The organism is Shewanella sp. 6_MG-2023 (genome assembly GCF_030547195.1).
Classification (GTDB): Bacteria; Pseudomonadota; Gammaproteobacteria; order Enterobacterales; family Shewanellaceae; genus Shewanella.
This window is the reverse complement of sequence record NZ_JAUOQU010000017.1, coordinates 62706-85478: the sequence shown is the minus strand read 5'-3', so window position 1 is coordinate 85478 and position 22773 is coordinate 62706. Positions and strand designations below refer to the sequence as shown.

Annotated in this window: 20 protein-coding genes; 13 read left to right on the top strand and 7 right to left on the bottom strand. The window is 44.3% G+C overall.

Going from position 1 to position 22773, the window contains the following annotated elements; translation table 11 throughout:
- Positions 1-199 precede the first annotated feature (199 nt).
- The 3 genes from Q4533_RS11625 (at position 200) to Q4533_RS11615 (ending at position 3870) form a co-directional block, all read left to right on the top strand.
- On the top strand, positions 200-526 hold the full coding sequence (locus Q4533_RS11625) for a c-type cytochrome (RefSeq protein ID WP_102435919.1): 327 nt from the start codon (positions 200-202) through the stop codon (positions 524-526).
- 186 nt (positions 527-712) lie between these two features.
- The gene (locus tag Q4533_RS11620; protein ID WP_102435921.1) at positions 713-2440 is read left to right on the top strand and encodes a DUF3373 domain-containing protein; all 1728 of its coding nucleotides are present in this window, start codon (positions 713-715) and stop codon (positions 2438-2440) included.
- A gap of 38 nt (positions 2441-2478) precedes the next feature.
- Positions 2479-3870, top strand: coding sequence for a tetrathionate reductase family octaheme c-type cytochrome (locus Q4533_RS11615; RefSeq protein ID WP_303502776.1), 1392 nt, complete (start codon positions 2479-2481; stop codon positions 3868-3870).
- 170 nt (positions 3871-4040) lie between these two features.
- On the opposite strand, the gene hutI is transcribed toward Q4533_RS11615, so the two are convergent.
- Positions 4041-5285, bottom strand: coding sequence for an imidazolonepropionase (hutI, locus tag Q4533_RS11610; RefSeq protein WP_303502775.1), 1245 nt, complete (start codon positions 5283-5285; stop codon positions 4041-4043).
- Positions 5286-5406: 121 nt separating this feature from the next.
- Between hutI and hutC the strand changes: the two genes are divergently transcribed.
- From hutC to hutH, 3 genes are all read left to right on the top strand, one after another.
- Positions 5407-6111 carry a histidine utilization repressor gene (gene hutC, locus Q4533_RS11605; RefSeq protein ID WP_303502774.1) on the top strand — a complete coding sequence of 235 codons (705 nt, stop codon included), beginning with the start codon at positions 5407-5409 and terminating at the stop codon, positions 6109-6111.
- A gap of 91 nt (positions 6112-6202) precedes the next feature.
- Entirely contained in the window at positions 6203-7876 is a 1674-nt protein-coding gene (gene hutU / locus Q4533_RS11600; protein WP_102476504.1) for a urocanate hydratase, read from the top strand.
- Positions 7876-9420 carry a histidine ammonia-lyase gene (gene hutH, locus Q4533_RS11595; protein WP_102520195.1) on the top strand — a complete coding sequence of 515 codons (1545 nt, stop codon included), beginning with the start codon at positions 7876-7878 and terminating at the stop codon, positions 9418-9420. Before hutU ends, hutH begins: the two co-directional genes overlap by 1 nt.
- 104 nt (positions 9421-9524) lie before the next feature.
- Here hutH and Q4533_RS11590 read toward each other — a convergent pair whose 3' ends face one another.
- The gene (locus Q4533_RS11590; protein ID WP_102476489.1) at positions 9525-10061 is read right to left on the bottom strand and encodes a hypothetical protein; all 537 of its coding nucleotides are present in this window, start codon (positions 10059-10061) and stop codon (positions 9525-9527) included.
- A 287-nt stretch (positions 10062-10348) separates the two neighbouring features.
- On the opposite strand from Q4533_RS11590, the gene Q4533_RS11585 reads away from it, so the two are divergent.
- On the top strand, positions 10349-11605 hold the full coding sequence (locus tag Q4533_RS11585) for a mechanosensitive ion channel family protein (RefSeq protein ID WP_102476488.1): 1257 nt from the start codon (positions 10349-10351) through the stop codon (positions 11603-11605).
- Here the strand turns inward: Q4533_RS11585 and Q4533_RS11580 are convergent.
- Complete coding sequence (locus tag Q4533_RS11580) at positions 11602-12174, bottom strand: lysophospholipid acyltransferase family protein (protein WP_303446154.1); 573 nt, start codon at positions 12172-12174, stop codon at positions 11602-11604. The two genes, Q4533_RS11585 and Q4533_RS11580, sit on opposite strands and share 4 nt — an antisense overlap.
- A gap of 667 nt (positions 12175-12841) precedes the next feature.
- On the opposite strand from Q4533_RS11580, the gene Q4533_RS11575 reads away from it, so the two are divergent.
- Positions 12842-13240 carry an SgcJ/EcaC family oxidoreductase gene (locus Q4533_RS11575; RefSeq protein ID WP_102435939.1) on the top strand — a complete coding sequence of 133 codons (399 nt, stop codon included), beginning with the start codon at positions 12842-12844 and terminating at the stop codon, positions 13238-13240.
- 28 nt (positions 13241-13268) lie between these two features.
- On the opposite strand, the gene Q4533_RS11570 is transcribed toward Q4533_RS11575, so the two are convergent.
- Together Q4533_RS11570 and Q4533_RS11565 are read right to left on the bottom strand one after the other, a co-directional pair.
- The gene (locus Q4533_RS11570) at positions 13269-14045 is read right to left on the bottom strand and encodes an NRDE family protein (RefSeq protein WP_303502773.1); all 777 of its coding nucleotides are present in this window, start codon (positions 14043-14045) and stop codon (positions 13269-13271) included.
- 100 nt (positions 14046-14145) lie between these two features.
- The gene (locus tag Q4533_RS11565) at positions 14146-15753 is read right to left on the bottom strand and encodes a metal transporter (RefSeq protein WP_303502772.1); all 1608 of its coding nucleotides are present in this window, start codon (positions 15751-15753) and stop codon (positions 14146-14148) included.
- 224 nt (positions 15754-15977) lie between these two features.
- Between Q4533_RS11565 and Q4533_RS11560 the strand changes: the two genes are divergently transcribed.
- The 3 genes from Q4533_RS11560 (at position 15978) to Q4533_RS11550 (ending at position 19455) form a co-directional block, all read left to right on the top strand.
- On the top strand, positions 15978-16571 hold the full coding sequence (locus tag Q4533_RS11560) for a YhgN family NAAT transporter (RefSeq protein ID WP_102435945.1): 594 nt from the start codon (positions 15978-15980) through the stop codon (positions 16569-16571).
- A 211-nt stretch (positions 16572-16782) separates the two neighbouring features.
- Entirely contained in the window at positions 16783-17064 is a 282-nt protein-coding gene (locus Q4533_RS11555) for a hypothetical protein (RefSeq protein ID WP_102435947.1), read from the top strand.
- A gap of 12 nt (positions 17065-17076) precedes the next feature.
- Positions 17077-19455: an immune inhibitor A domain-containing protein gene (locus Q4533_RS11550; protein ID WP_303502771.1), complete on the top strand. Its 2379-nt coding sequence runs from the start codon at positions 17077-17079 to the stop codon at positions 19453-19455.
- Positions 19456-19537: 82 nt separating this feature from the next.
- Here Q4533_RS11550 and Q4533_RS11545 read toward each other — a convergent pair whose 3' ends face one another.
- Positions 19538-20116: a chorismate lyase gene (locus Q4533_RS11545; RefSeq protein ID WP_102435951.1), complete on the bottom strand. Its 579-nt coding sequence runs from the start codon at positions 20114-20116 to the stop codon at positions 19538-19540.
- A gap of 107 nt (positions 20117-20223) precedes the next feature.
- Between Q4533_RS11545 and Q4533_RS11540 the strand changes: the two genes are divergently transcribed.
- Positions 20224-20625, top strand: a complete 402-nt coding sequence (locus Q4533_RS11540; RefSeq protein WP_102435952.1) for a flagellar basal body-associated protein FliL — start codon at positions 20224-20226, stop codon at positions 20623-20625.
- A gap of 11 nt (positions 20626-20636) precedes the next feature.
- Complete coding sequence (gene rlmF / locus Q4533_RS11535) at positions 20637-21677, top strand: 23S rRNA (adenine(1618)-N(6))-methyltransferase RlmF (protein ID WP_241903444.1); 1041 nt, start codon at positions 20637-20639, stop codon at positions 21675-21677.
- Positions 21678-21750: 73 nt separating this feature from the next.
- Here rlmF and Q4533_RS11530 read toward each other — a convergent pair whose 3' ends face one another.
- A complete protein-coding gene (locus tag Q4533_RS11530) occupies positions 21751-22590 on the bottom strand; it encodes a formate dehydrogenase accessory sulfurtransferase FdhD (RefSeq protein WP_102435956.1) in 840 nt (279 codons plus the stop codon).
- Between the last annotated feature and the right edge of the window lie 183 nt (positions 22591-22773).

Here is a 22773-nt window from a genome sequence, read left to right as displayed (position 1 = left end):
AAGTATAAAAATCAGTATTGTTATTACTCGCTCAATTAGATTTTATTCAATTATGTTTTTATCAATTAGATTTATCTCATGAATATGATCAAGGTCAAATTAATGCCTACCTATTTTAAGTAACATCTTTAACAAGGCATTAAAGATTTGGTTTGTCTTGATTGATAAAAAGAACTAAAGAAAAATTGATGAGGTAGTAATGATGAACAAAAAAATAGCGATGACAGTAGCCTTAGTGGCAATGTGCATGATTGGCGGCAGTTTTGCAGCTGATGGCGGCAACCCTAAAAAGGGTAAACATCTGTATAAAAAACAATGTAAAGCTTGCCATAGTGTCGGCACCGAAGGCCCTGAGTTAACCCCAATGGCAAAAACCATGAGCCAGTGGGACAGATTTTTCAAGCGCGATCAACATAAGGCTAAGCCCGAAGTATTCAAAGCCCTATCAGAAAAAGATCTGAAAGATATTCAGCAGTTTTTATATGACCACGCAGCGGACTCTGATCAGCCACAAACCTGCGGCTAGCGGAAATCGTGCGTCCTGATGGCGGCTTAGACTTAATGCAAAAGTCAGAATAAGCCAGCAACACCATCAGTTAATCCAGATAAAAAGCAGAAAAATTGAGTTTATCGCTCAGGGATTTCTGCAGCCAAAATTTAGCCTAAACCTATGTATTTGGATGGTTTAGGCAAAATAAAAGGAAGCCAAATTATGCGTACCTTAATATCAATACTCGTTGCCAATGCATTAGCGTTTAGTGGTGCGGCCATGGCCGCAGCACCGTCATCAGCCAATGATGATGCTCAAAAAATGGCAGAGCTAAAACAGCAATTAACCGAAATAACCGAAGAGCTTGACGATCTTAATTCACGGGTGGATAAAACTGAGCGCCATAGCGCCTTAGATAGATTAACTATCACAGGTGACTTTAGAACCAAAGTGCATTCATTGCACTATCAAGATGTGACTTGGAATCCTGCCATTAATGTTAATTTTTCAGATTTTGGCGCCAAAGCCATGTCAGGAGCATTTGGCGACCCAACTAGCGCTGACTCACCACTTGGGCAAATGATGGCGACCAATCCTGCTTTAGCTCAAGCATTTCAAAGTGGCCAATTACAAGGTGTTATGCCCTATGTACTCGCGCCTAAAACAGTTCAAGACATCGACAATGACTTACTTTATACCACTCGTTTACGCTTAAATATGAAAGCTAAAGTGTGGGATAACGTCAGCTTTGCGGGTCGTTTATCTATGTATAAAAACTGGGGCGATTCAACTGGCACACAAGTGTTTGATTCATGGCGCTCATTCACCATGGATGGCACCAGTAGTGGCAATACCAGTGGTGATTGGCTCAGAGTGGAAAGAGCCTATTTTGACTGGCGTAATATAGGTGGCAGTCAAACTTACCTGTCAATTGGTCGTCGTCCATCAACTTACGGCCCACCAAGTCATTACCGTGAAAACGAAATGCGTGGCGGTACCCCATCTGGTCATTTAGTTAACTTTAACTTTGACGGCGCCACTTTAGGTTACAAACTCGGTGAAATTACTGGTATTGATGGCCAAGTGGTGCGCTTTTGCTATGGCCAAGGTTTTGAGTCTCAGTGGGGCAATGGCGAAATGTTTGGCGATATCGTCACCAAAGATACCCATTTAGGCGGCTTTAATATTGATGCCATTAACGATGGTAACCACTTCTTACAGTTAACCTTATTTGGCGCCAAAGATGTTAATGATGGCTTCAAAGGCACCATGGCATTTCCAACTCAGTTGGCAGGTATATTTGCGCCAACCATGTATCAAGATATGCAAAAGTTCGACAACTTTAACTTTGTCACCCGCGTACAACCCAGTGGCGTGATTGGTGATATGTACTTAGGTGGTTTGGGTTATGCCTATGAAAGTGATGAAGACTTTAAAGCCTTTGCTTCATTAGGCTGGACTCGCGCTGAGCCAAATGGCAACAGCGGTATGTTTGGTGGCATGTTATCTGATGCCGTTTTTGAAGCGCAGCTTAACAGCACTGGTACTGAAATCATTATGATGCCAACGGTTGCTGATGATGCCTCAACAAAAGACGGCTATGGTATTTATGTTGGTTTCCAAATGCCTGCACCAATGGGTAAATTTGGCCTTGAATATAACTATGGCTCTGAATTCTGGACGCCGTTCACCCAAGCTCAAGATGACCCAATTGGCAGCAAATTAGCGACTCGTGGCCATGTTGCTGAAGCCTATTACATCTTTGATATCAATCCTAAAATGTTTATCAAGGTCGCAGGGCTGTATTACGACTATGAATATACCGGTAGTGGCACTCCAGTGGGCGCACCGCAAAAAATTGATGATGTGATTGCAGGCTCTGCCTATTCCATGTTGCCTGTTGTTGATACTGCTTATGATGTAAATGCATCATTAACAGTTAATTTCTAAACATGGTGCCCCTGCGTGGCAGGGGCTAGGAGTGCTATATGAAAACCATGAAATTAGTAGTCGCATTAGCCTTTTGCAGTCAGATGGCCTATTCAGAATTTGATCATAAAGAAGTGATTGAGGGGCCGTTTACCCAAGGCTCTGACGTCACTGAGCAATGTATTGAATGCCATGAAGACCATGCGAAAGAGTTTATGAAATCTTCCCATTGGACTTGGGAGTTAGAGCAAGAATTACCAGGCCGCACTGTGAAGCGCGGTAAAAAAAATAGTATCAATAATTTTTGTGTCTCCATTAGTGGTAACGAGCCGCGCTGCACCAGTTGTCATGCGGGTTATGGCTGGAAAGACAACAGCTTTGACTTTACTGATATGACTAAAGTGGATTGTTTAGTGTGCCATGACACCACAGGAACTTATATCAAAGAGCCTGCAGGCGCGGGTGAAGCGATGGCGAAAGTGAATCTTGAGCGGGTAGCACAAAATGTCGGCCAACCGGTTCGAGATAACTGCGGTACTTGCCATTTTTATGGTGGCGGTGGTGACGCGGTGAAGCATGGGGATTTAGACTCTTCCATGTCATATCCTGAAAAAGATACCGATGTGCATATGGACACTGACGGCAATGACTTCCAATGCCAAACCTGTCATACCACTGCAAGTCATCAAATCTCTGGCAATGCCATGGGCGTGTCACCGGGGGGAGAAAACCCCATTGGTTGTGAAAACTGCCATGACAGTGCGCCCCATGACAATAAAAAGCTTAATACTCATACTGCTGCGGTCGCCTGTCAAACCTGTCACATCCCATTTTTTGCTCGTAATGAGCCAACAAAAATGCGCTGGGACTGGTCAACAGCAGGGCAAGAGTTAACTGAAACCAAAGACAAAAACGGCAAAAAAACCTTTATGAATAAGAAAGGGAGTTTTGAATGGCAAAAAATGGTGCCGCCGCAATATGCTTGGTTTAACGGTAAAGCTGATGCCTATATGGCGGGTGATAAAATTGATCCAGCTCAGGTGATAAAACTCACTTATCCTTTGGGTGATATCAATGACAGCAAAGCCAAAATCTACCCGTTTAAAGTCCATACTGGTAAACAGATATTCGACAGCAAATTGAATATTTTAATTACCCCTAAAGTGTTTGGTAAAAATGGCTATTGGGACAAGTTCGATTGGGACTTAGCATCAAAACTTGGCATGGAAGCTAATACCACCATGAAAGACAAAGGCCTCAGTTATAGCGGTGAACATGGCTTTGTGGAAACTGAAATGTGGTGGCGTATCAATCACATGGTTTCACCTAAAGAGCAAGCCCTACAATGTAGCGATTGCCATAACAAAGGTCAGCGCCTTGATTGGCAAGCATTAGGCTATGACGGCGACCCAATGAAGAATAAAAAGGGCAAACGTCACCCAACTGATTAAGGTTATTGGTTTAATCAAAATCGTTTAAATTTGAACCTTGTTTGCAGTGATTAAAAAGTGCTTAGCCCGAAAAGGTTAAGCACTTTTTTGTTGTTACGCTTGAGTCAAAGGAAATACTCGCGGCGGGTCGAGATTGAGCTGACTCAATAGTCGCAAGTTAAAGCAAGGCTTTATTGATGCACTAACACGCCGTTTTTAACCACATCCTTACAAGGATTCACCCCATAAGAGTAGGCCAGTTGCGCTGGAGTGCTGATATCCCATAAGCAGAAATCAGCTGTCATGCCGGCGGCTAAACTGCCGACATTGGCTTCAATACCTAAAGCTTTGGCGGCATTAATGGTCACGCCTTTTAAGGCTTCCTCTGGAGTCAGCTTAAATAAGGTGCAGGCCATGTTGAGCATTAATAAGGTTGAGCAAATCGGCGATGAGCCCGGATTAAAATCACTGGCGACCACCATAGGTACATTATGTTTGCGTAACAGATCTATTGGCGGCATTTGGGTTTCACGTAAAAAGTAATACGCGCCGGGTAACAAGGTTGCGCAGGTACCATGTTCACTGAGCGCGATAACCCCTGCTTCATCAAGGTATTCAATATGATCGACTGATTTAGCCCCCATTCTTGCCGCCATAGCGGAGCCGCCTAAGTTAGATAATTGCTCAGCGTGGAGTTTGATATCTAAACCGGCCTGTTTGGCGGCGGTTAATACTCGCTCGGTTTGCTCAAGGTTAAAGGCAATGTTTTCACAAAAAACATCCACTGCATCGGCAAGGTTTTGCTCGATAACCGCAGGCAGCATGTCGTTAATCACCATATCAATATAGGCATCACTTCGTGCGGTGCTGTTTGCAGTGTCTTTATATTCCTCAGGTATCGCATGAGCGCCTAAGAAAGTGGTTTTAACATCAACATGATGATTACGGCCAAGTTCGCGGGCCACTTTAAGGATTTTGACTTCGGTTTGGGTATCCAAACCATAGCCTGATTTAATCTCGACCGTGGTGACGCCTTCTTTGGCTAAGGCGTTTAATCTTTGTCTGCCAAGTTCAAATAGCTCGGCTTCGTCAGCTTCACGACACGCTTTTACGGTTGAAATAATCCCACCGCCAGCGCGGGCGATATCTTCATAGCTGGCGCCTTTGAGGCGCATTTCAAATTCGTTAGCGCGATTGCCAGCAAAAATTAAATGGGTGTGGGCATCAATCAGCCCTGGGGTGACCCAGCCGCCTTTGCCGCGATAGATGGGCATTTCAAATACATCAAATTCAGGCATTTCTTTACGCGGGCCCATCCAAGCAATTTTACCGTCTTTTACTGCAATGGCGGCATCGGTTATTGCGCCATAAGCGACTGAACTGCTTGGATCCATTGTTGCAATATTGACATCAATCCACACATGATCCCACGACATAACCGCTCCTGAAAATACTCATTTTTTAGACTTTATCACAAAACAGTACTTGTTTTAACTTGTATATACAAGGTAAGGTTGTTGGTAGATTTTTAATCACATCAAGGGCTGGGCGAAATCCGTGTTGGCTAAATTTGCACAAATAAAGCAATCCATTCAGGCTCGTATCGAAGCGGGTGAGTGGCAAGAAAATGATCAAGTGCCATCAGAAAATCAACTTGCTGAGTTGTTCTCTTGTAGTCGCATGACAGCAAGAAGAGCATTGACTGAGCTGGTGGAGGCTGGGGTGTTAGAGCGCACTCAAGGTATTGGTACTTTTGTGGCGGGGATTAAATCGCAGTCATCATTATTGGCCATTCGAAACATTGCCGATGAAATTAAAGACCGTGGTCATGGCTACAGTGTTAAGCAGCTTAAGTTAACCCAAATTGCTGCCACAAGACCCGTTGCGGTGGCCTTAGGATTAGAAATTGGCGACCTTGTGTATTACTCGGTATTGCTGCACTGCGAGCAAGATGCGCCATTACAGGTCGAAGAGCGCTTTGTGAATCCAGAATTAGTGCCTGACTACTTACTGCAAGACTTTACCCAATTAACCCCCCATGAATATTTATCCAAGGTGGCGCCTTTAACCGAAGCCCGTCATCGCATCGAAGCCATTATTGCCAGCGAGCAAATGCAGCAATTATTAAATATTGAGCCAACAGAGCCTTGCTTACAAATTTTGCGTCGCACTTGGTCACGCAAAGGCGTGGTGAGCTTTGCGCGCTTGGTTCACCCCGGCAGTAAATTTAGTTTAGGGGGCCATTTAACCTTTAACAGTTAACTGCTTCTAAACAGAACATCATTAAAAAAACCTAAAAATATTAGACATCAAGCTGACAATGTTAGTTGAAGAGGAAAATATGGATAACACCATTAGTAAAAGACACGACCCTAGCCGCCGCATTATTGCCCCTCATGGCAGTCAATTGAGTTGTAAAAGCTGGATGACAGAAGCGCCAATGCGGATGTTAATGAACAATCTGCATCCTGATGTAGCCGAGCGCCCTGAAGATTTAGTGGTTTATGGCGGTATTGGCCGCGCGGCGCGTGATTGGCAGTGTTACGACAAAATAATTGAAGTACTGCAACGTCTAGAAGATGACGAAACCTTGATGGTGCAGTCAGGTAAACCTGTGGGGGTATTCAAAACCCACACTAATGCGCCGCGGGTGATTATTGCTAACTCTAACCTAGTGCCACATTGGGCTAACTGGGAACACTTTAATGAGCTGGATAAAAAAGGTTTGGCGATGTACGGCCAAATGACCGCCGGTTCGTGGATTTATATTGGCTCCCAAGGCATTGTTCAGGGCACTTATGAAACCTTTGTCGCCATGGCCAAGCAGCACTTTGGGGGCTCATCTGCGGGTAAGTGGATTTTAACTGGTGGCCTTGGCGGCATGGGCGGCGCGCAGCCTTTAGCCGGCACTATGGCGGGTTATTCAGTATTAACCTGTGAAGTAGATGAAACTCGCATTGATTTTCGTCTGCGCACTCAATATGTCGATAAGAAAGCCACCTCATTAGATGAAGCATTAGCGATGATTGATGAGGCTAATGCCTCTGGTAAGCCTGTGTCCGTTGGCCTATTGGGTAACGCTGCCGATATTTTTGCTGAGTTAGTTGAGCGTGGTATTACCCCTGATGTGGTGACCGATCAAACTTCTGCCCATGATCCATTAAACGGTTATTTACCTCAAGGCTGGACATTAGAGCAAGCTGCTGAAATGCGTAAAACTGACGAAGCGGCAGTGGTTAAAGCGGCTAAGCAGTCAATGGCGGTGCAAGTTAGAGCAATGCTGGCGCTGCAAGCGGCAGGGGCGGCCACAACAGATTATGGTAATAACATTCGTCAAATGGCCTTCGAAGAAGGGGTTGAAAACGCCTTTGATTTCCCCGGTTTTGTGCCAGCTTATGTGCGGCCACTATTTTGTGAAGGTATTGGTCCGTTTCGCTGGGTGGCATTATCGGGCGATCCTGAAGATATTTATAAAACTGATGCCAAGGTCAAAGAGCTTATTCCTGATAACCCTCACTTGCACAACTGGTTAGATATGGCCCGCGAGCGTATCGCCTTCCAAGGTTTACCGTCACGAATTTGTTGGGTGGGATTAAAAGACCGTGCCCGTTTAGCATTAGCGTTTAACGAGATGGTTAAAACGGGCGAGCTATCAGCGCCGATTGTCATTGGCCGTGATCATTTAGATTCAGGCTCAGTTGCCAGTCCTAATCGTGAGACCGAATCCATGCTCGATGGCTCAGATGCGGTTTCTGATTGGCCATTAATGAATGCCTTACTTAATACGGCTAGCGGCGCAACTTGGGTGTCATTGCACCATGGCGGTGGTGTGGGAATGGGCTTTAGTCAGCACTCTGGGGTGGTGATTGTAGCCGATGGTAGTGATGATGCAGCAGTGCGTTTAGGCCGAGTATTATGGAATGACCCAGCCACAGGCGTGATGCGCCATGCGGATGCTGGATATGAACTTGCGCAACAATGCGCCCAAGAGCAAGGCCTAGATTTGCCAATGCAAGGAGCTAAATAATGACTGCAACACCTTATAAACTGCTGCTAAAACCAGGCACACTGACGTTAGCGCAATTACGCCGTATTGGCCGTGGTGCAGTTCATCTAACCTTGGCAGAAGAAGCGATTCCTGAAATTAATACCAGTGCCGCGATAGTGCAACAAGTATTAGATGAAGGCCGAACTGTATATGGCATTAATACTGGCTTTGGCTTATTAGCTAACACCAAAATTGCCCCTGAGGATTTGCAGTTATTGCAGCGCTCAATCGTGTTATCACACGCTGCGGGCACAGGGCAATACATGCAAGATGCCACAGTGCGTTTAATGATGGTGCTAAAAATTAACTCATTAAGCCGCGGCTTTTCAGGTATTCGCTTAGAAGTGATTAACTTTCTTATTCAGTTGGTTAATGCCGGTGTTTATCCTTGTATTCCAGAAAAAGGCTCAGTGGGCGCATCGGGTGATTTAGCCCCGCTATCGCACATGTGTTTACCTATGCTGGCAGAAGGTGAAATGAGCTACCAAGGTCAAATCATTACAGCAGCAGAAGGGCTTGAAATTGCAGGGCTTAAACCAATAGAACTGGCTGCAAAAGAAGGTTTAGCACTGCTTAATGGCACCCAAGCGTCAACCGCTCTAGCCCTTGAAGGTTTATTCCATGCTGAAGATTTATTTGCTGCAAGTTCAGTTATTGGTGCCATGAGTGTTGAAGCGGCTATGGGCAGTCGTAGCCCGTTTGATGCCCGTATTCACGCGGCTCGTGGCCAACAAGGTCAAATTGATTCAGCGGCTATCTTCCGTCACTTGCTAGCTGATGAGTCTGAGATCAGCCAAAGCCATGTTGATTGTGAAAAAGTGCAAGATCCATATTCTTTGCGCTGTCAGCCACAGGTGTTGGGGGCATGTTTAACCCAAATTCGCCATGCTGGTGAAGTGTTAGGGGTTGAAGCTAATGGTGTGACCGATAACCCACTGGTATTTCAAGACACCGGCGATATTATCTCAGGTGGTAACTTCCATGCTGAACCTGTTGCTATGGCAGCAGATAATTTGGCTATTGCTATTGCTGAGTTAGGCTCAATTGCCGAGCGCCGCATAGCACTGCTCATTGACTCTAGCTTATCGAAATTACCGCCATTTTTAGTGAAAAATGGTGGGGTGAACTCAGGCTTTATGATTGCACAGGTGACGGCGGCGGCATTGGCATCTGAAAACAAAACCTTTGCGCATCCAGCTTCTGTGGATAGTTTACCGACCTCAGCGAATCAGGAAGATCATGTCTCGATGGCAACTTTTGCAGCTCGTCGGTTGCGTGATATGTCTGAAAATACCCGTGGGGTGTTAGCGATTGAGCTATTAGCTGCAGCGCAAGGGTTAGATTTTCGCACTCCATTACAACCCAGTGATGCGGTAGTGAAAGCCAAAGCTGAGCTGCGTGAAGTGGTTGCGTATTACGATAAAGACCGCTTTTTTGCGCCGGATATCGAAGCGGCGACAGATTTACTCTATAGCGCCAGCTTCAATACTTACTTACCTGCGGGTATGTTAGTGAGCTTTTAGGGGGTAGCGAGTTAGCAGCTTGAAACAAAAGGCTTGAACAAAAAGACTCAAAACAAAAAAAGGACCAGCGGGTCCTTTTTCTATTATGACGATTTTGATAATGCTTACATGGTAAAACCAATGGAGATTATTGCCGCTTCGGCACTGGTGTCGTAACCCGCGCCGATGACAAAGCTATCAAACACTGTGTAGCGCACGCCAACTTCAGCGCCCCAGTCTTTATCACGGTTAGATTCCCAGCGCGGCTTGCCGTTAACTTCGCGGGTGGAAATATTGTTGGTGTAGTTTTGTTCGTTTATAAAAACCGTGGCGCCGCCATAGAGATTAAAATTTTCAGTTAGGCTATAGCTTAACCCAAAGCGCCACATGTATTCTTCGGCATAAGCTTCAGCCGGCTCTGGTACATCAAGGTCGTATTTATCACCCCAAGCATAACCAATATAATAGCCCCAGTCGGCGTAATCAGGGTCAAAATGTTTCATGGCAAGGGTGATACCAAACATATCGCCGCGGCTATCGATAAAATCCACTAACAAGGCAGTCGAAGGCTTAAACTTTTGTTCATCCGTTTCTGCGCGGGCGTTACTGCTAACCGAGAGAATGCTCAGTGTTAGGATGACTGCTAGCCAAGTGTGTTTCATAGGAACCTCAATTCGTTTTAATGTTCCAATGGTAAGTGAAGGGAGCTCTAGGTCAATTAATGTGCTCAACTTTGCAACCAATATCATTAGTTTACTTTGGTATGCTGTCGCCTTGTTTGAATGCGGTGGTGATTTGATGGCGAACTTGTTATCAAATTGAAAGCGGGTTAATTAATCGATAAATATGCTATTTTGGATCGTTCTCAATAAGTCTTTGTTCTCTATAATGGCTTTGGATGTTGTAAACCTAGTCTTTCAATCAGTATAAATGTGTAAGGAATTAATGCGTGGATAACGAGTTACGTGATGATATTGCCAGTTGGTTGCTTGATATTGGGGTGAATAGTCAGCCCTCTGACAGTGTAGCAACATCAATATTACTGATGGTGAGCTTTATTGTGGCAACTATCGCTTATTACATTACCAAAAAGGTATTTGTAAAAGCGGTTAATGCGATGATCCGTAAATCGACCGTGACTTGGGATGATATTTTCATGCGCTATGGCGTATTGGAAAAATTGTCCTTGTTAGTGCCAATCATGACCTTGGACTTACTGATCCCGATTATTTTAACCCATCAACAGTTGCTGGGCTCAGTCATTGACCGTGGCCTAAGCGTGCTGGTGGTCATTTTTGTTATTCGGGCGATTTACGCCTGTTTAGATGCGGTAAATGAAATTGCTGATGTCAGGCTGATTAGTCGCCGCTTACCGGTTAAAAGCTTCGTACAACTATTTAAACTATTTTTATTCTTTGTTGGTTTTATTATTGGCATATCAGTGATTGCAGATGAGTCGCCAATTTACTTTTTAAGTGGTTTAGGTGTTGCCACCGGTTTAGTGATGTTGGTGTTTAGGGACACCATTTTAGGCTTTGTTGCTGGGATTCAATTAGCTGCTAACCGTATGGTGAGTAAAGGCGATTGGATTCAAATGGACAAATATGGCGCTGATGGTGCTGTAGATGAGGTATCACTCAATACCGTAAAAGTACGTAACTGGGACAATACCATCACCATGATCCCAGCTTATGCGCTGGTATCAGACGCCTTTAAAAACTGGCGCGGTATGTCAGAAAAGGGCGGCCGCCGAATTAAGCGTTCAATTAATCTTGATGTTAATAGTATCCACTTTCTGACAGAAGACGATATTACTCGGTTGTCGAAAGTGAATTACCTTAAAGATTACTTCCCTAAAGTATGCTCAGAAATTTCCCATGCCAATGAGCAGGTTAGTGATATTGATATGCCGGTTAATGGCAGACGCTTAACCAATGTGGGGACGTTTAGAGCTTATTTAGATGCCTATTTACGTCAAAATAATAAGCTACACAAAGACATGACTCTGATGGTGCGCCAACTTGCGCCAACGCCAGAAGGTCTGCCTATCGAGTTATATGTGTTTACCAATGACGTCCGCTGGGCCTTTTATGAAGGCATTCAAGCAGATATCTTTGATCACGTCTTTGCCATCTTACCTGAATTTGGTTTACGTGCTTTTCAAAGCCCTACTGGGGATGATATTCGTAGCATCAAGCCACACTAGCTTTTTGGCTGCTCATCCGAGGGAATATAGTGCGGGATAACCTTAGGGTGGCGACCGTTAATATTACGGAAAAAATCTAAAATACGATTCATGTCAGTGGCAACATCGCCACTGGGATGCAGCGGTTGATTAATCACAATAGACTTGGTTTTAAAATCTAATCCCACGGTGATTATCGGCACCTTGGCTTTAGTGGCAATATGATAAAAGCCGGTTTTCCAGCGAGTAACCGCGCTTCTGGTTCCTTCGGGGGCCAGCGCCAACTTATATTGGTTATCGTCATTAAATAGCTGCACCACAGCATCGACCATATTGTTGTTTTTGCGTCGATCCACAGGGCTGCCGCCTAAGGCTTTAAAAAACCAACCCCAAGGGGGAATAAACAGCTGATGTTTGCCTAAAAAGTGAATTTTTACCCCTATAGCAAAGCGGGCGATAATACCGACAATAAAGTCCCAATTACTGGTATGTGGGCCAACCACCATAATGAATTGTCCATCAGCGGCGACCTGGCCGTCTAATTTCCAGCCATTAATGGCCAATAGCCATAAACAAAATTTACTAAACATGCGCTATTTTCCAGTTTATTTCACTCTGATACGCTAGAATCTAACCATAACAGAATGAATTTATATATTAATTTCACAGAATCTCATGTTACAGATATCGCTTATCTCAACATGTTTTATAAGCCAAACCGCAGTTGGGATTAACACGACACAGCATGCTTACTGGGTTATTAATCTAATGCAAAAGTACTAAATCATTGTTATTACTGTGGCACTCGTGTTGGGTAATTTCAACCTTGGTACAAATTAAGGAGAGTGTGTGAAGCACCCGATAATTATTTTATTCGCCGTTATTTTTGGTGGTTTTACTACTATGTTAGCGGCAGAAGATAAACCAACAGCGACTCAAACCGCCTCAGATGTTGCACTCAAACAAGCTGAATTAAAAATCGTGCCATTAAAACCTGCTTCAACTGCCAAGGTCGAAGTTGGCGTGATTGAACCCGTTGCCGATTTAAAGGTAGAGCCAAGCCCTTCAGATAGCTCACCTAAAACCACGAATACAGCAGATATTGCAGCAGAGCCGCTAGTTAGTGCCGTTACCGACACCTTAACTTCAGCGCCGGCTGAGGTTGAGGTTGAGGCTGAGGCTGAGGCTGAGGTTGAGGCTGAGGTTGAGACTGAGCCTGATGCCGTCAGCGCAGTTGTCTCACTTGAACAACAATCCGTGTCACTAGACGAAGTTAATACCAATAGTGCTATACCTACAGATAGAATTAGAGCAGTGATTTCACAGCAAGAACAAGCCTGGAATAGCGGCGATATTGATGCCTACATGCAAGGCTATTGGCAAAGTGACAATTTACGTTTTGTGTCTAATGGTAAGTTTAGCTACGGTTGGGATGTAATTCTTGCTAGCTATAAAAAAAGTTATCCTGATTCAGCGCGCATGGGCAAACTGTCGTTCAATGTGAAAGAGATTAAAATGCTCAGCAACTACGCCGCATTGGTTGTGGGTCGTTGGCAATTAGAACGTACAAAAGACAAACCTAATGGTGTGTTCACCCTACTGATAGAGCGTATTGATGATAAGTGGGTGATAACCCATGATCATTCATCTGATTAATTGCTTGGCTGCGAATATTAATTCGGACTTAGGGTGTTATAACAAAATGCTGTTGCCCTAAGTTTCGAGCTTTGCCGTCATAACGCACTTCATAAAAGTCGATGTTGCCGTTTTTATCTCGTATTACCACACTGGTTGAGCGGGTGCCATATTCTGGATGGCGAATAAAAATCGACGACAACAGCCTTTCCCACTCAATTTCAATGCCAGTACTAGGTAGGCTGCTATCTTCAGCTTGAGATTCATCACGCATAAATGCCAACATTTGTTCAATATTGGGCTGCTTTTCAGCTAATAGATGCTGCTCTAACGCCTGTAATCCCTTGGCCATTTTCGGCCAGACATCATCTATAGCGCCATTACTCACAGCATGAAAACCTTTAGTCAATGGCGTGTTCTCAGCAGTGACGCTATTAAAACAGTAAAGTTGCTGCTGTTGCTGATAAACAAGATTAAACGGACTGTAATTAGCGCTGTGTTGGCGTAGCCAATCAAGGCTGACATCTTGGCGAAGATCGAGAGCGTTAACCACCAGTTCGCCGCGACTTCTTAGGCCATCGGCTTGTTGATTGCGAATATTGGTAAGGCCTGCAAAGTGACCTTGTTGATTCACTCCAAGCCAAGTGCCGCCAGCTTGTAGGTCTTTGCCTGCTAATATCGACTGAGATTGAGGTAAATTGCTGTTAGCAACTGTTTGCCAAAAATGGGCTGGATCGGTGGCGCGATGATGAAACTCATCACGATTAGCGCACACAATCAGTGGCCATTGGGGATGCATGTCTACCGCGATAAATAAAATACACATAGGCTTGGTTAAGTCGGCTCAGTTATTCGGTCGATGATAAAACATCATAGCCTGAATAACATGAACCTGACAGTAACCCTCGCTTAATGCGGCGGCTTAATTAGTGGTGATGTTTATGCTCTGTTGGCGCAGCCGCAGATTTATCTGAGGTATTAGCACCATGGGCGTGTCCATGGGAGTGATCGTGGTTATGATCATGGTTATGACCGCTAAACTTAATCATTAAGCGACTTAAGAACTTACGTGGTCCTAAGCGCAGTAAGCTAGCACTAAAGATTAATCCCACCACAACTAATCCCGCAATATTAACGTTATTTGGCAAGGTGAGTAACTGGTGCCAATCAACCAGATACTGGTGTGCGAATAACAACGCGACGGCTAATACAGCTGACAATGACAAGCGCATGCTCCAGCTCATTAGCTTTAACTGGCTAAGGCTAAGCACAGGCGCTGCAATAAGTGCAAATGCCACTGCGACATTGCTCCAGCCGCTATAGGCTAATGATAATGCCAGTACTGCCGCGCCTAAATTACAAAAACGCATCGGTAGAAAGACGACTAACAAGATTAATACTTGCAGTGCTGGGTGCTCAAGATGTACCGACGGATGACCAATGAGGTTGGCTAAAATTAAGCTAAGGGCAATCCAGGGCGCGCTGCGATCCACTAAATGTGCAAACCCAAAGCGCCAAGCCGATTGCGGTAAATTCTCGTGGGGATCGGTAAGTTCAACTTTACCCAAGCTGAGTAACGTGCCAATCGCCAACAATGAAATAGCTTGATATATGGCAAACCAAGGCCCCAATAATAGCAAGGTGATCAGCAAGGCTTCAGGGCCCGCTAGACGCTGTAACCAGCGACTGGAGAGGCTACTGTTTTGCGGGCTTAACCCAGCTTTGAAGCGCGCAGTGGCAATTAAGTAACTGGCAATTAATATTGGCGAGATGGTCAGTAACCAAGACATAAACTGATCCGAGCCATGGCTGTGATGGGCGTGTGCGTGGGCATGGCCACCACTGTCCATTAACAATAATACAGTTAGTAATGCGACCCCCAATAAACTGCCAATGCCTGCTTGGTATTGATAGCGACCTTGATGATCTTCTTCGTGTTGTCCGTGGGGCTGATGTAGCACCACATGCAAAATTGATCCGGTAACAAAGGCTTGTAAATAAACGGTATTATCTAAGCTGAGGCTATCGAGTAGTTGCTCGCCAGCAAAGTAACCCAAGCCTGTGAGTACCATCATCGCAGCTAATACCGCACTGGCCCAGCGGGTACCAACCTGGGGTTTTAATAGCCACCAAATTGCCACACCAACGGGTAAGCGATGCATAATCACTCCCAGCGCTAATAAGCTAGAGTTACCCTCTTGTTGGGCTAAAACCATGGCGCCACCATCGGTAATGGTGTGCAGCAATAGTCCGCCAATCCCTAAAGTTAGGGTAACGTTATGGGTAATATCTGAGTAGCGGTGGAAAAGCCGTTCACTGGCTGTGGGACCCCATAAGCCAAGCACCACGAACAGCAAAGTGATAAAACCACCATGTTCAAGGAGTTCAGGCAAAATATGGATAAGCACCAACCCGCCTAATGAGACGAAGATAAATCCATCTAAGCCTTTTTGTAGCCCACTCCCTGATGAGAAGTAGCGATAAAAAAGCGGTCCGAATAAAAGTGCAATACAACTAGCAGCTAGATAGAGCATGGGATCCAAAGAATCAATGAAACGGAAAAAACACCGCAGTATATCGCAGTCTTTCAATTAACTTAATACTTGCTTTGCTTGATTATCACTCATGATGACAATTTACACGGTAAAGATAGCCTTCAGCGTTGCAAGATAGAGCGAAAGTCACGGTTATTTCTGCCAAATGACTGTATTAAGTATACAATAGTAGTTCATTGTTAATAATTAATAGAACTAATGTAATGGACATCTTTTCTGCTGCAGTCATGCTTTTCCTGATTATGGACCCTTTGGGCAACTTGCCTATTTTTGCTTCAATTTTGCGGCATATTGAACCCAAAAAACGCCGCCGAGTGCTTATTCGTGAATTATTGTTTGCGCTGGCAATCATGTTGCTGTTCTTGTTTGCCGGCGAGGTGATCCTTAATTTTCTTAGCCTGCGTCAAGAGTCAGTGAGTATTGCAGGCGGGATTATTTTGTTCTTAATTGCCATTAGGATGATTTTCCCACAACCGGGCGGCGTGGTAGGTTTAGCCGCCGGTGAAGAGCCATTTATTGTTCCTATGGCTATACCGTTAATGGCTGGGCCATCAGTGTTAGCTGCATTAATATTATTGGCGCACAGTGACAGTAGCAGAATGATGGATTGGACTATTGCCTTAGTGGCGGCTTGGGGTGTGAGCGCAGTTATCTTACTATTCTATAAAGTCTTTACTCGCATATTAGGCGAAAAAGGCTTAACCGCAGTCGAGCGTCTAATGGGTATGGTGCTGGTAATGATTTCGGTGCAAATGTTCTTAGACGGGGTGTCGAGCTATTTAAAAACTGCCGGCTAATCAGCTCATGTCAGGCATCGCTATAGTCAACAAGGCCGCTTAATGCGGCCTTTTGGTTTTCTACGCAATATTCTCTACCTTTCAGTTTATCTTCGATTATTTTTTACTTCTTTAGTTGTATAAAAATCGCTCTAAAAAGTTGTGTAAAGCCGTTTTAGCAACTTTACTTAATATTACTCTTTGATTCATCTTCGTTGTTTGGGCGTTCATTATGCGCATTGTATTCGCTATCTTTTTTAGCTGGGTTATTTGGGGCTGTAGCCATAGTAATAGCGCCGAAAACGGCTCTAATCAGACCCAATTAACGCATCAAAATAATACCATTCAATGTGGGGCAATACCTCCTCCTTTAGATATGTCCGGCGTTAAACAGAATTTAATCAAAAGTGGTGAAATAACGACAGATATGAGTGAACAACAGCAACAAGAGATTGTTCGTCGTTATATCGCCAAGCGTAACAATGCATTTAAAAAGTGCAATCAAAGGAAGTAAAGGAGGCACAGGATGCCTATTCAATGGAGTAAAATCTTTACTGGTGCTATGACCATATTGGCAATGACTCTTTTTTCGTTAAACGCCATGGCAGCGCCGAGTCAATACGCTTCTCCTGCAGATGCTGGGGTAATGAATCAGCAACAGATCCAATACTGGTTGATTAAGCGCGGTGAGCTGGCAATTGATGCCAGCGAGGCAGCAAAGCAAGCTGCGGTAGAGAAGTTCACTCGCAAAGCAAGTCATAATTATCTGCCTGCTGAGGTCAAAATACTAAAGCAAATAGCTGCCAAGAATCGATCCCAACGAATAAAAGTCTCACCAGTATCAGCTCCGGCATTGGCTGACACGGATGTCACCAAAACCGTGAATGTGCTGGCGGTATTGGTCGACTTTCCTGATTTACCCTATAACGCCAATCGTTTAACCAAGTCTGATACGTCAATGTTTTATGACGATTATTCCGTACAACATTATCAAGATTTGCTTTTTTCTCGATCTGGATTTTCTGGATCTAACCGTGAGGTGCTTCAAACGGCTTATCAATATTTTGCTCAAGCCTCTGGTGAGAGTTTTTTCTTTCGTGGTCAGGTTAAAGGCTGGGTAACCGCCAGTAACAATGCTGCTTACTATGGCGCCAATAATTCGGTTTTCAGTGATAATGATATTGCAGTACCTGAATTGGTTATGGAAGCCGTTACTCAGGCCGTTAAAGGGATGAGCGCGACAGAATTAGCTGAATTCGATATTGAAGATCCATTTGATTTTAATAACAACGGCAATGAAAATGAGCCTGATGGCATCATAGACCACATTGTCATATTTCATTCCAGTATTGGTGAAGAGGCGGGCGGCGGCGTGTTAGGCACCGATGCTATTTGGTCGCATCGCTTTTTTGTTGGTGCCAATAGCCAAGGACAAGCTCTTCCTGGCACGTCAATGAAAGTTTATGGCTATACCATTCAGCCTATCGACTCAGGTACCGGGGTCGTTACCCATGAGTTTGGTCATGATTTAGGCCTGCCTGATGAATACGACACTAATCTGGGGGATGGCGCGCCAGTGGGTTACTGGTCGTTAATGGCAAGTGGTACTTGGGTGGGTCAAGCGCAAGCGGGTAATCCTTATATTGCTGGCAGTAAGCCTGCGGGCTTAAGTCCTTATGCCCGTTCATATCTGCAACAACGTTACCAAGGCAAGTGGGTCAATGAGCAAGCCATCGACTTGGCCGATATTACTGCTGAAGGTTTGACTGCTGAGGTTTTTGCAGCAGTTAATGCTGATGCTGTGAATCAATTGTCCATCGCATTACCCAATCCCCCCTTCGCCTTTAAGTCACCTTTAGTTGGCGACTATCAATACCATTCAGGTAAAGGCCATCAACTTACCAATAGTCTGAGTTTCGAGGTAGATTTACCCGCTGACGCACAGATTGAGCTTGTTATGCAGGCACATTGGAGCATAGAAACAGATTATGACTATATGCAATTGTTGATTGATGGCGTAGCCATTGTCGGCAACCATACCAGTGCCAGTAACCCTCTGTTCAACAATGTAGAGCACTATATTTCTGGGGTATCGAGCGATATAGCTGGCGCTTCAGGAACAGATGCTTGGGTTGAACTGGTTTATGACTTGAGCGATTTTTCAGGGCAAAGTGTGCAAGTTGAAATGAGCTATGTAACGGATCAAGCTGTAGGTGACTACGGTATTGTTATTGACCAAATTGAAATTAATCAGCAAGGCGTCAACATTTACCAAGACGGGGCCGAAGAGCAAGGCAAAGTTGATTTAGTGGGTTTTTCAAGGATCGATGATACCTTACCCGGTTTGCCGCAACGCTATATTGTGCAACTGAGAAACCATCAAGGTATTGATGCGGGCTTGCAAAGTGTCGGCTACGAGCCCGGTATTTTATTATGGCTCGAAAATAACAACTATGAAGATAACAATGTCGCCGAGCATGAAGGTTATGGCTTTATCGGGGTTATTGATGCTGACCAGAGTCTAATAACTGGCGGGTCTTCAAGTGTGCAGGTACGTGATGCCAGCTTTAGCTTATATCCTCAGTCAAGCTACGCTAACGATAGCGCTCTAAGTAACTTTAGTTTATTTGATGATAATGCTGATTACTCAGCGCCCCTGCAACCGCAATCAGGCATGGTGTTACCTGAACCGGGCTTAACGATGGAGGTGCAGGCGCAATCGTCAGACAGCTCAAGGGCAATCGTCGAATTTAAACTAAATGGTGTAGTTACTTCAGAGTTTATGGGCGAAAACCAGACAATTGCTGGCGACGATGAATCTCAAAGCAGTAGTGGCGGTAGTTTAGCTGGGGTGTATTTGTTGCTACTGAGCTTACTTCTTGTAAAGCGCTCGACTAAAACATAAGGCCATAAGCTTTATGGTTACTTTACAAATAGCCATGATGTTGCCAACGTATGGTAAACCGCATGGCTTTGTTGGACTAACTTTAACAAGATTGCTTTAGTGTTAAGGCGTTAATTTGCTTAACCGCATAAGGAAGGAAAATTTCGCTAACAATAATGTCTTGGTTGGCTAAGTTAAAGTAACGGCGACGCCCCCAAAGTGAAGAGGTGACAGGTTGGGACAGGCGGGTTGCCAGTTGGGCTAGCTTAGTGCAGCTTTCAAATTCAGCGACCTCTATTTTGCCCGGGACAATATCAGCACTGGTAAACAGTAGTTCACCCAATGGGCGCTTACCTAAGGCTTTAAAGTTGTGTTGATCATTGGCTAGGTTCTCAGGGATTAAGGTGCGTGCAAACACCCAAGGCTCGCCATCAAGGCACAGCAGTACTTCTCTTACCCAAACCTGCTTTTGCTGCGGGCATTCCCCTGCTAATGGTGTAGTAAGTTGTTCGCCAAGGACTTTAACTTCAAAATCGTGGCAACAGCCTTTAAGCTTTTGGGTTAAACTACCGGTAGCGAGTAACCATTCTTTTAGTGCCGATTGCGGCATAGAATTGATTGCATCAGGTGAAAACCACTGGATTGATTCACCATACGGGAAGCTAAGACTGGTCACGTTCATTCAATACTCGTTACAATATACTCAAACGAGTGCAGTTTATCATGACAGAGCAATGGCTGGATAGCCGCTGCTATTAGGCAGATTTAAATAATGGAGTTTGATTAACTATGGCAAAGTACCTATTCGCAGTGTTAGTTGCACTGTTTTTTTTCCCCAATGCGCATAGCGCAGATGACAAAGCCACTGGGAACTTTGCTTACTATGGTTTCGAACCTGACATTGTCACTAACTATATCTCTAACCGCAAAAAACTCGGTTTTGTAAAAATCAGTGTTGAGTTAATGGTTAAAGATCCTAAACAATTGCAGCAGATAGAGCACCATGATCCGTTACTGCGAGCCGCCATCGTTGAAGTGCTAGGAAATCAGCCTGAAGACAAGGTTAAGTCCTTGACCGGAAGAGAGGATATTCGTCGTGCGTGCTTTGAAACGGTTAATCGACTGCTAGAAGCTGAAACGGGTGAACAGTCCGTGGTTAATTTACTGTTTACTAAATACCTATATGATTAATGAACATTTGCATGAAAAACAGTAAAGCTGGCAACAAAACGAACAAGCAAACATCTGCGGCAAGCAAAGGCGTCGCTCATACTCAAGTGAAAACACTACACCCGCGAAATAAGCATAATCAAGGTTATGATTTCGAAGGATTAATAAAAAAGTGTCCCAAATTGTCCCACTTTGTCAGACCAAACCCCTACGGTAATCTTTCAATCGACTTCTCTGATCCTGAAGCGGTCAAAAGCCTCAACGCAGCAATTTTATTGACTGATTATCACATTGAGCAGTGGGATATTCCGGCAGGGTTCTTGTGCCCGCCAGTACCAGGTCGAGTAGATTATTTGCATTACATTGCTGATTTACTGGCTGTTAATGGTAAAGCGCCTAAAGGAAATAAGATCCGTGCATTGGATATTGGCACCGGTGCTAATGGTATTTATCCATTATTAGGGGTTAAAAGCTATGGTTGGCAGTTTGTCGCCAGCGATATTGACCCAGTTTCAATTGCAAATGTCGCTGAAATTATTAGCCATAACCCTGATTTAGCATCGAAAATTGACCTGCGCCAACAGACTAATCCTCAAGCTATTTTTAGCGGAATTATCGGGGATAATGAGCGCTTTGATATTACTCTGTGCAACCCGCCATTTCATCGCTCATTAGCCGAAGCGAGTCAAGGCAGCGCCAAGAAAAATGCCAATTTAGCCGCCAACAGAGCTAAAAAGCACAGCCAAAAGCCAGCCGTTAGCTCAAGTAGTGCCGCACTTAATTTTGGTGGGCAAAAAGCTGAGTTATGGTGTGAAGGTGGTGAGCAGCAGTTTTTAACGAATATGATTAAAGAAAGTCAGCAGTTTGGGCAACAATGTTTGTGGTTTAGCTCATTAGTGTCCAAATCAGAAAACCTAAAGCCCTGTTATCAATTATTAAAACAGTTACATGCCGATAGTGTGCAGACCATTGAAATGAAGCAAGGCAATAAAATTACCCGGGTTTTAGCTTGGAGTTATTTGCCCGAAGCGGCAAGAAAGCAGTGGGCTAAATTTAGGCATAATGCTATTTAGCATAGGGTTACATGATGAGTGATAACAAGGTGGTCATCACCTTGTTATCAATTGTTTGCGTTAATAGGTAACGCTAAACTTTCATCGCATCAAATTCAATATTTTCTGCGCCGTGGTAAACCAAGAAGTGACGCCCCTTGGCTCTGGCAATAATAGTGATCCCCAACTTTTGAGCTAGTTCTAACCCCATCTGAGTGACACCACTGCGTGATAACAATACTGGTATACCCATCTTGGCAATTTTTATCACCATTTCAGAGGTTAAACGGCCAGTGGTATAGAAAATCTTATCGTGCCCATTTTCACCTTCAAGCCACATGTCGCCCGCGAGGGTATCAACCGCGTTATGGCGGCCAACATCCTCAATGAAAGCTAAAATTTGGTCGTCTTTACAAATGCCGCAACCATGGACGGCACCGGCATTTTTGTAGGTTTCATTATAAGCACTAATGTTTTTTAGCAGGCTATATAAGGTTGATTGTTGTAATTGGGGCGTTGGCAGCTTTATATCATCGAGCCCTTGCATGAAACCACCGTAAACAGTACCTTGACCGCAACCTGAAGTGACGGTTTTTTCAGATAATTGTTTATCTAAATCAGCTGTTTGCTCTTTAGTCAAAATGGCTGCAGAGTTAACATCCCAATCGACGATAATTGATTCAAGTAAGCTGGCATCGTTAATAAAGCCCTGATTTTTCAAGTAACCCAAAGCTAATGACTCAGGTTTTGCGCCCAAGGTCATTAAGGTCACTATGGGTTGCCAGTTCAAATATACCGTTAATGGTCTTTCACAGGCCACGAATTTATCAACACTCTCTCCTTGCTCATTAATTGCTTTAACTGCAATTGTAAGGGGAACTTCAGCATTGGTTTTGACCAGTTTTAGCGATTTATTAGCATTTGATTGGGTCATTGAAAGTGTGGCCTCTGAAATAGTTAACTAGCTCGGTAGTGAGGATGGTAATGAAAACTAATTAACTATCAGCATAGCAACTTTTATTCCCGAGGCGGCAATGTAGTTTGTAAATGCGTGATCTAACTCTGATGTTAATCAGCAACGACTAATTAACGTAGCCTTATGTCCTAGTATAATTAG

Bases quoted from the DNA above. Each gene is read 5' to 3' on its own strand.
- Q4533_RS11540 (WP_102435952.1), top strand. From the start codon at position 20,224: ATGGCAAAGTACCTATTCGCAGTGTTAGTTGCACTGTTTTTTTTCCCC.
- Q4533_RS11590 (WP_102476489.1), bottom strand. From the start codon at position 10,061: ATGAAACACACTTGGCTAGCAGTCATCCTAACACTGAGCATTCTCTCG.
- Q4533_RS11530 (WP_102435956.1), bottom strand. From the start codon at position 22,590: ATGACCCAATCAAATGCTAATAAATCGCTAAAACTGGTCAAAACCAAT.
- Q4533_RS11565 (WP_303502772.1), bottom strand. From the start codon at position 15,753: ATGCTCTATCTAGCTGCTAGTTGTATTGCACTTTTATTCGGACCGCTT.
- Q4533_RS11615 (WP_303502776.1), top strand. From the start codon at position 2,479: ATGAAAACCATGAAATTAGTAGTCGCATTAGCCTTTTGCAGTCAGATG.
- Q4533_RS11570 (WP_303502773.1), bottom strand. From the start codon at position 14,045: ATGTGTATTTTATTTATCGCGGTAGACATGCATCCCCAATGGCCACTG.
- Q4533_RS11545 (WP_102435951.1), bottom strand. From the start codon at position 20,116: ATGAACGTGACCAGTCTTAGCTTCCCGTATGGTGAATCAATCCAGTGG.
- hutI (WP_303502775.1), bottom strand. From the start codon at position 5,285: ATGTCGTGGGATCATGTGTGGATTGATGTCAATATTGCAACAATGGAT.
- Q4533_RS11560 (WP_102435945.1), top strand. From the start codon at position 15,978: ATGGACATCTTTTCTGCTGCAGTCATGCTTTTCCTGATTATGGACCCT.
- Q4533_RS11550 (WP_303502771.1), top strand. From the start codon at position 17,077: ATGCCTATTCAATGGAGTAAAATCTTTACTGGTGCTATGACCATATTG.
- Q4533_RS11620 (WP_102435921.1), top strand. From the start codon at position 713: ATGCGTACCTTAATATCAATACTCGTTGCCAATGCATTAGCGTTTAGT.
- Q4533_RS11555 (WP_102435947.1), top strand. From the start codon at position 16,783: ATGCGCATTGTATTCGCTATCTTTTTTAGCTGGGTTATTTGGGGCTGT.
- rlmF (WP_241903444.1), top strand. From the start codon at position 20,637: ATGAAAAACAGTAAAGCTGGCAACAAAACGAACAAGCAAACATCTGCG.
- hutH (WP_102520195.1), top strand. From the start codon at position 7,876: ATGACTGCAACACCTTATAAACTGCTGCTAAAACCAGGCACACTGACG.
- Q4533_RS11625 (WP_102435919.1), top strand. From the start codon at position 200: ATGATGAACAAAAAAATAGCGATGACAGTAGCCTTAGTGGCAATGTGC.
- Q4533_RS11580 (WP_303446154.1), bottom strand. From the start codon at position 12,174: ATGTTTAGTAAATTTTGTTTATGGCTATTGGCCATTAATGGCTGGAAA.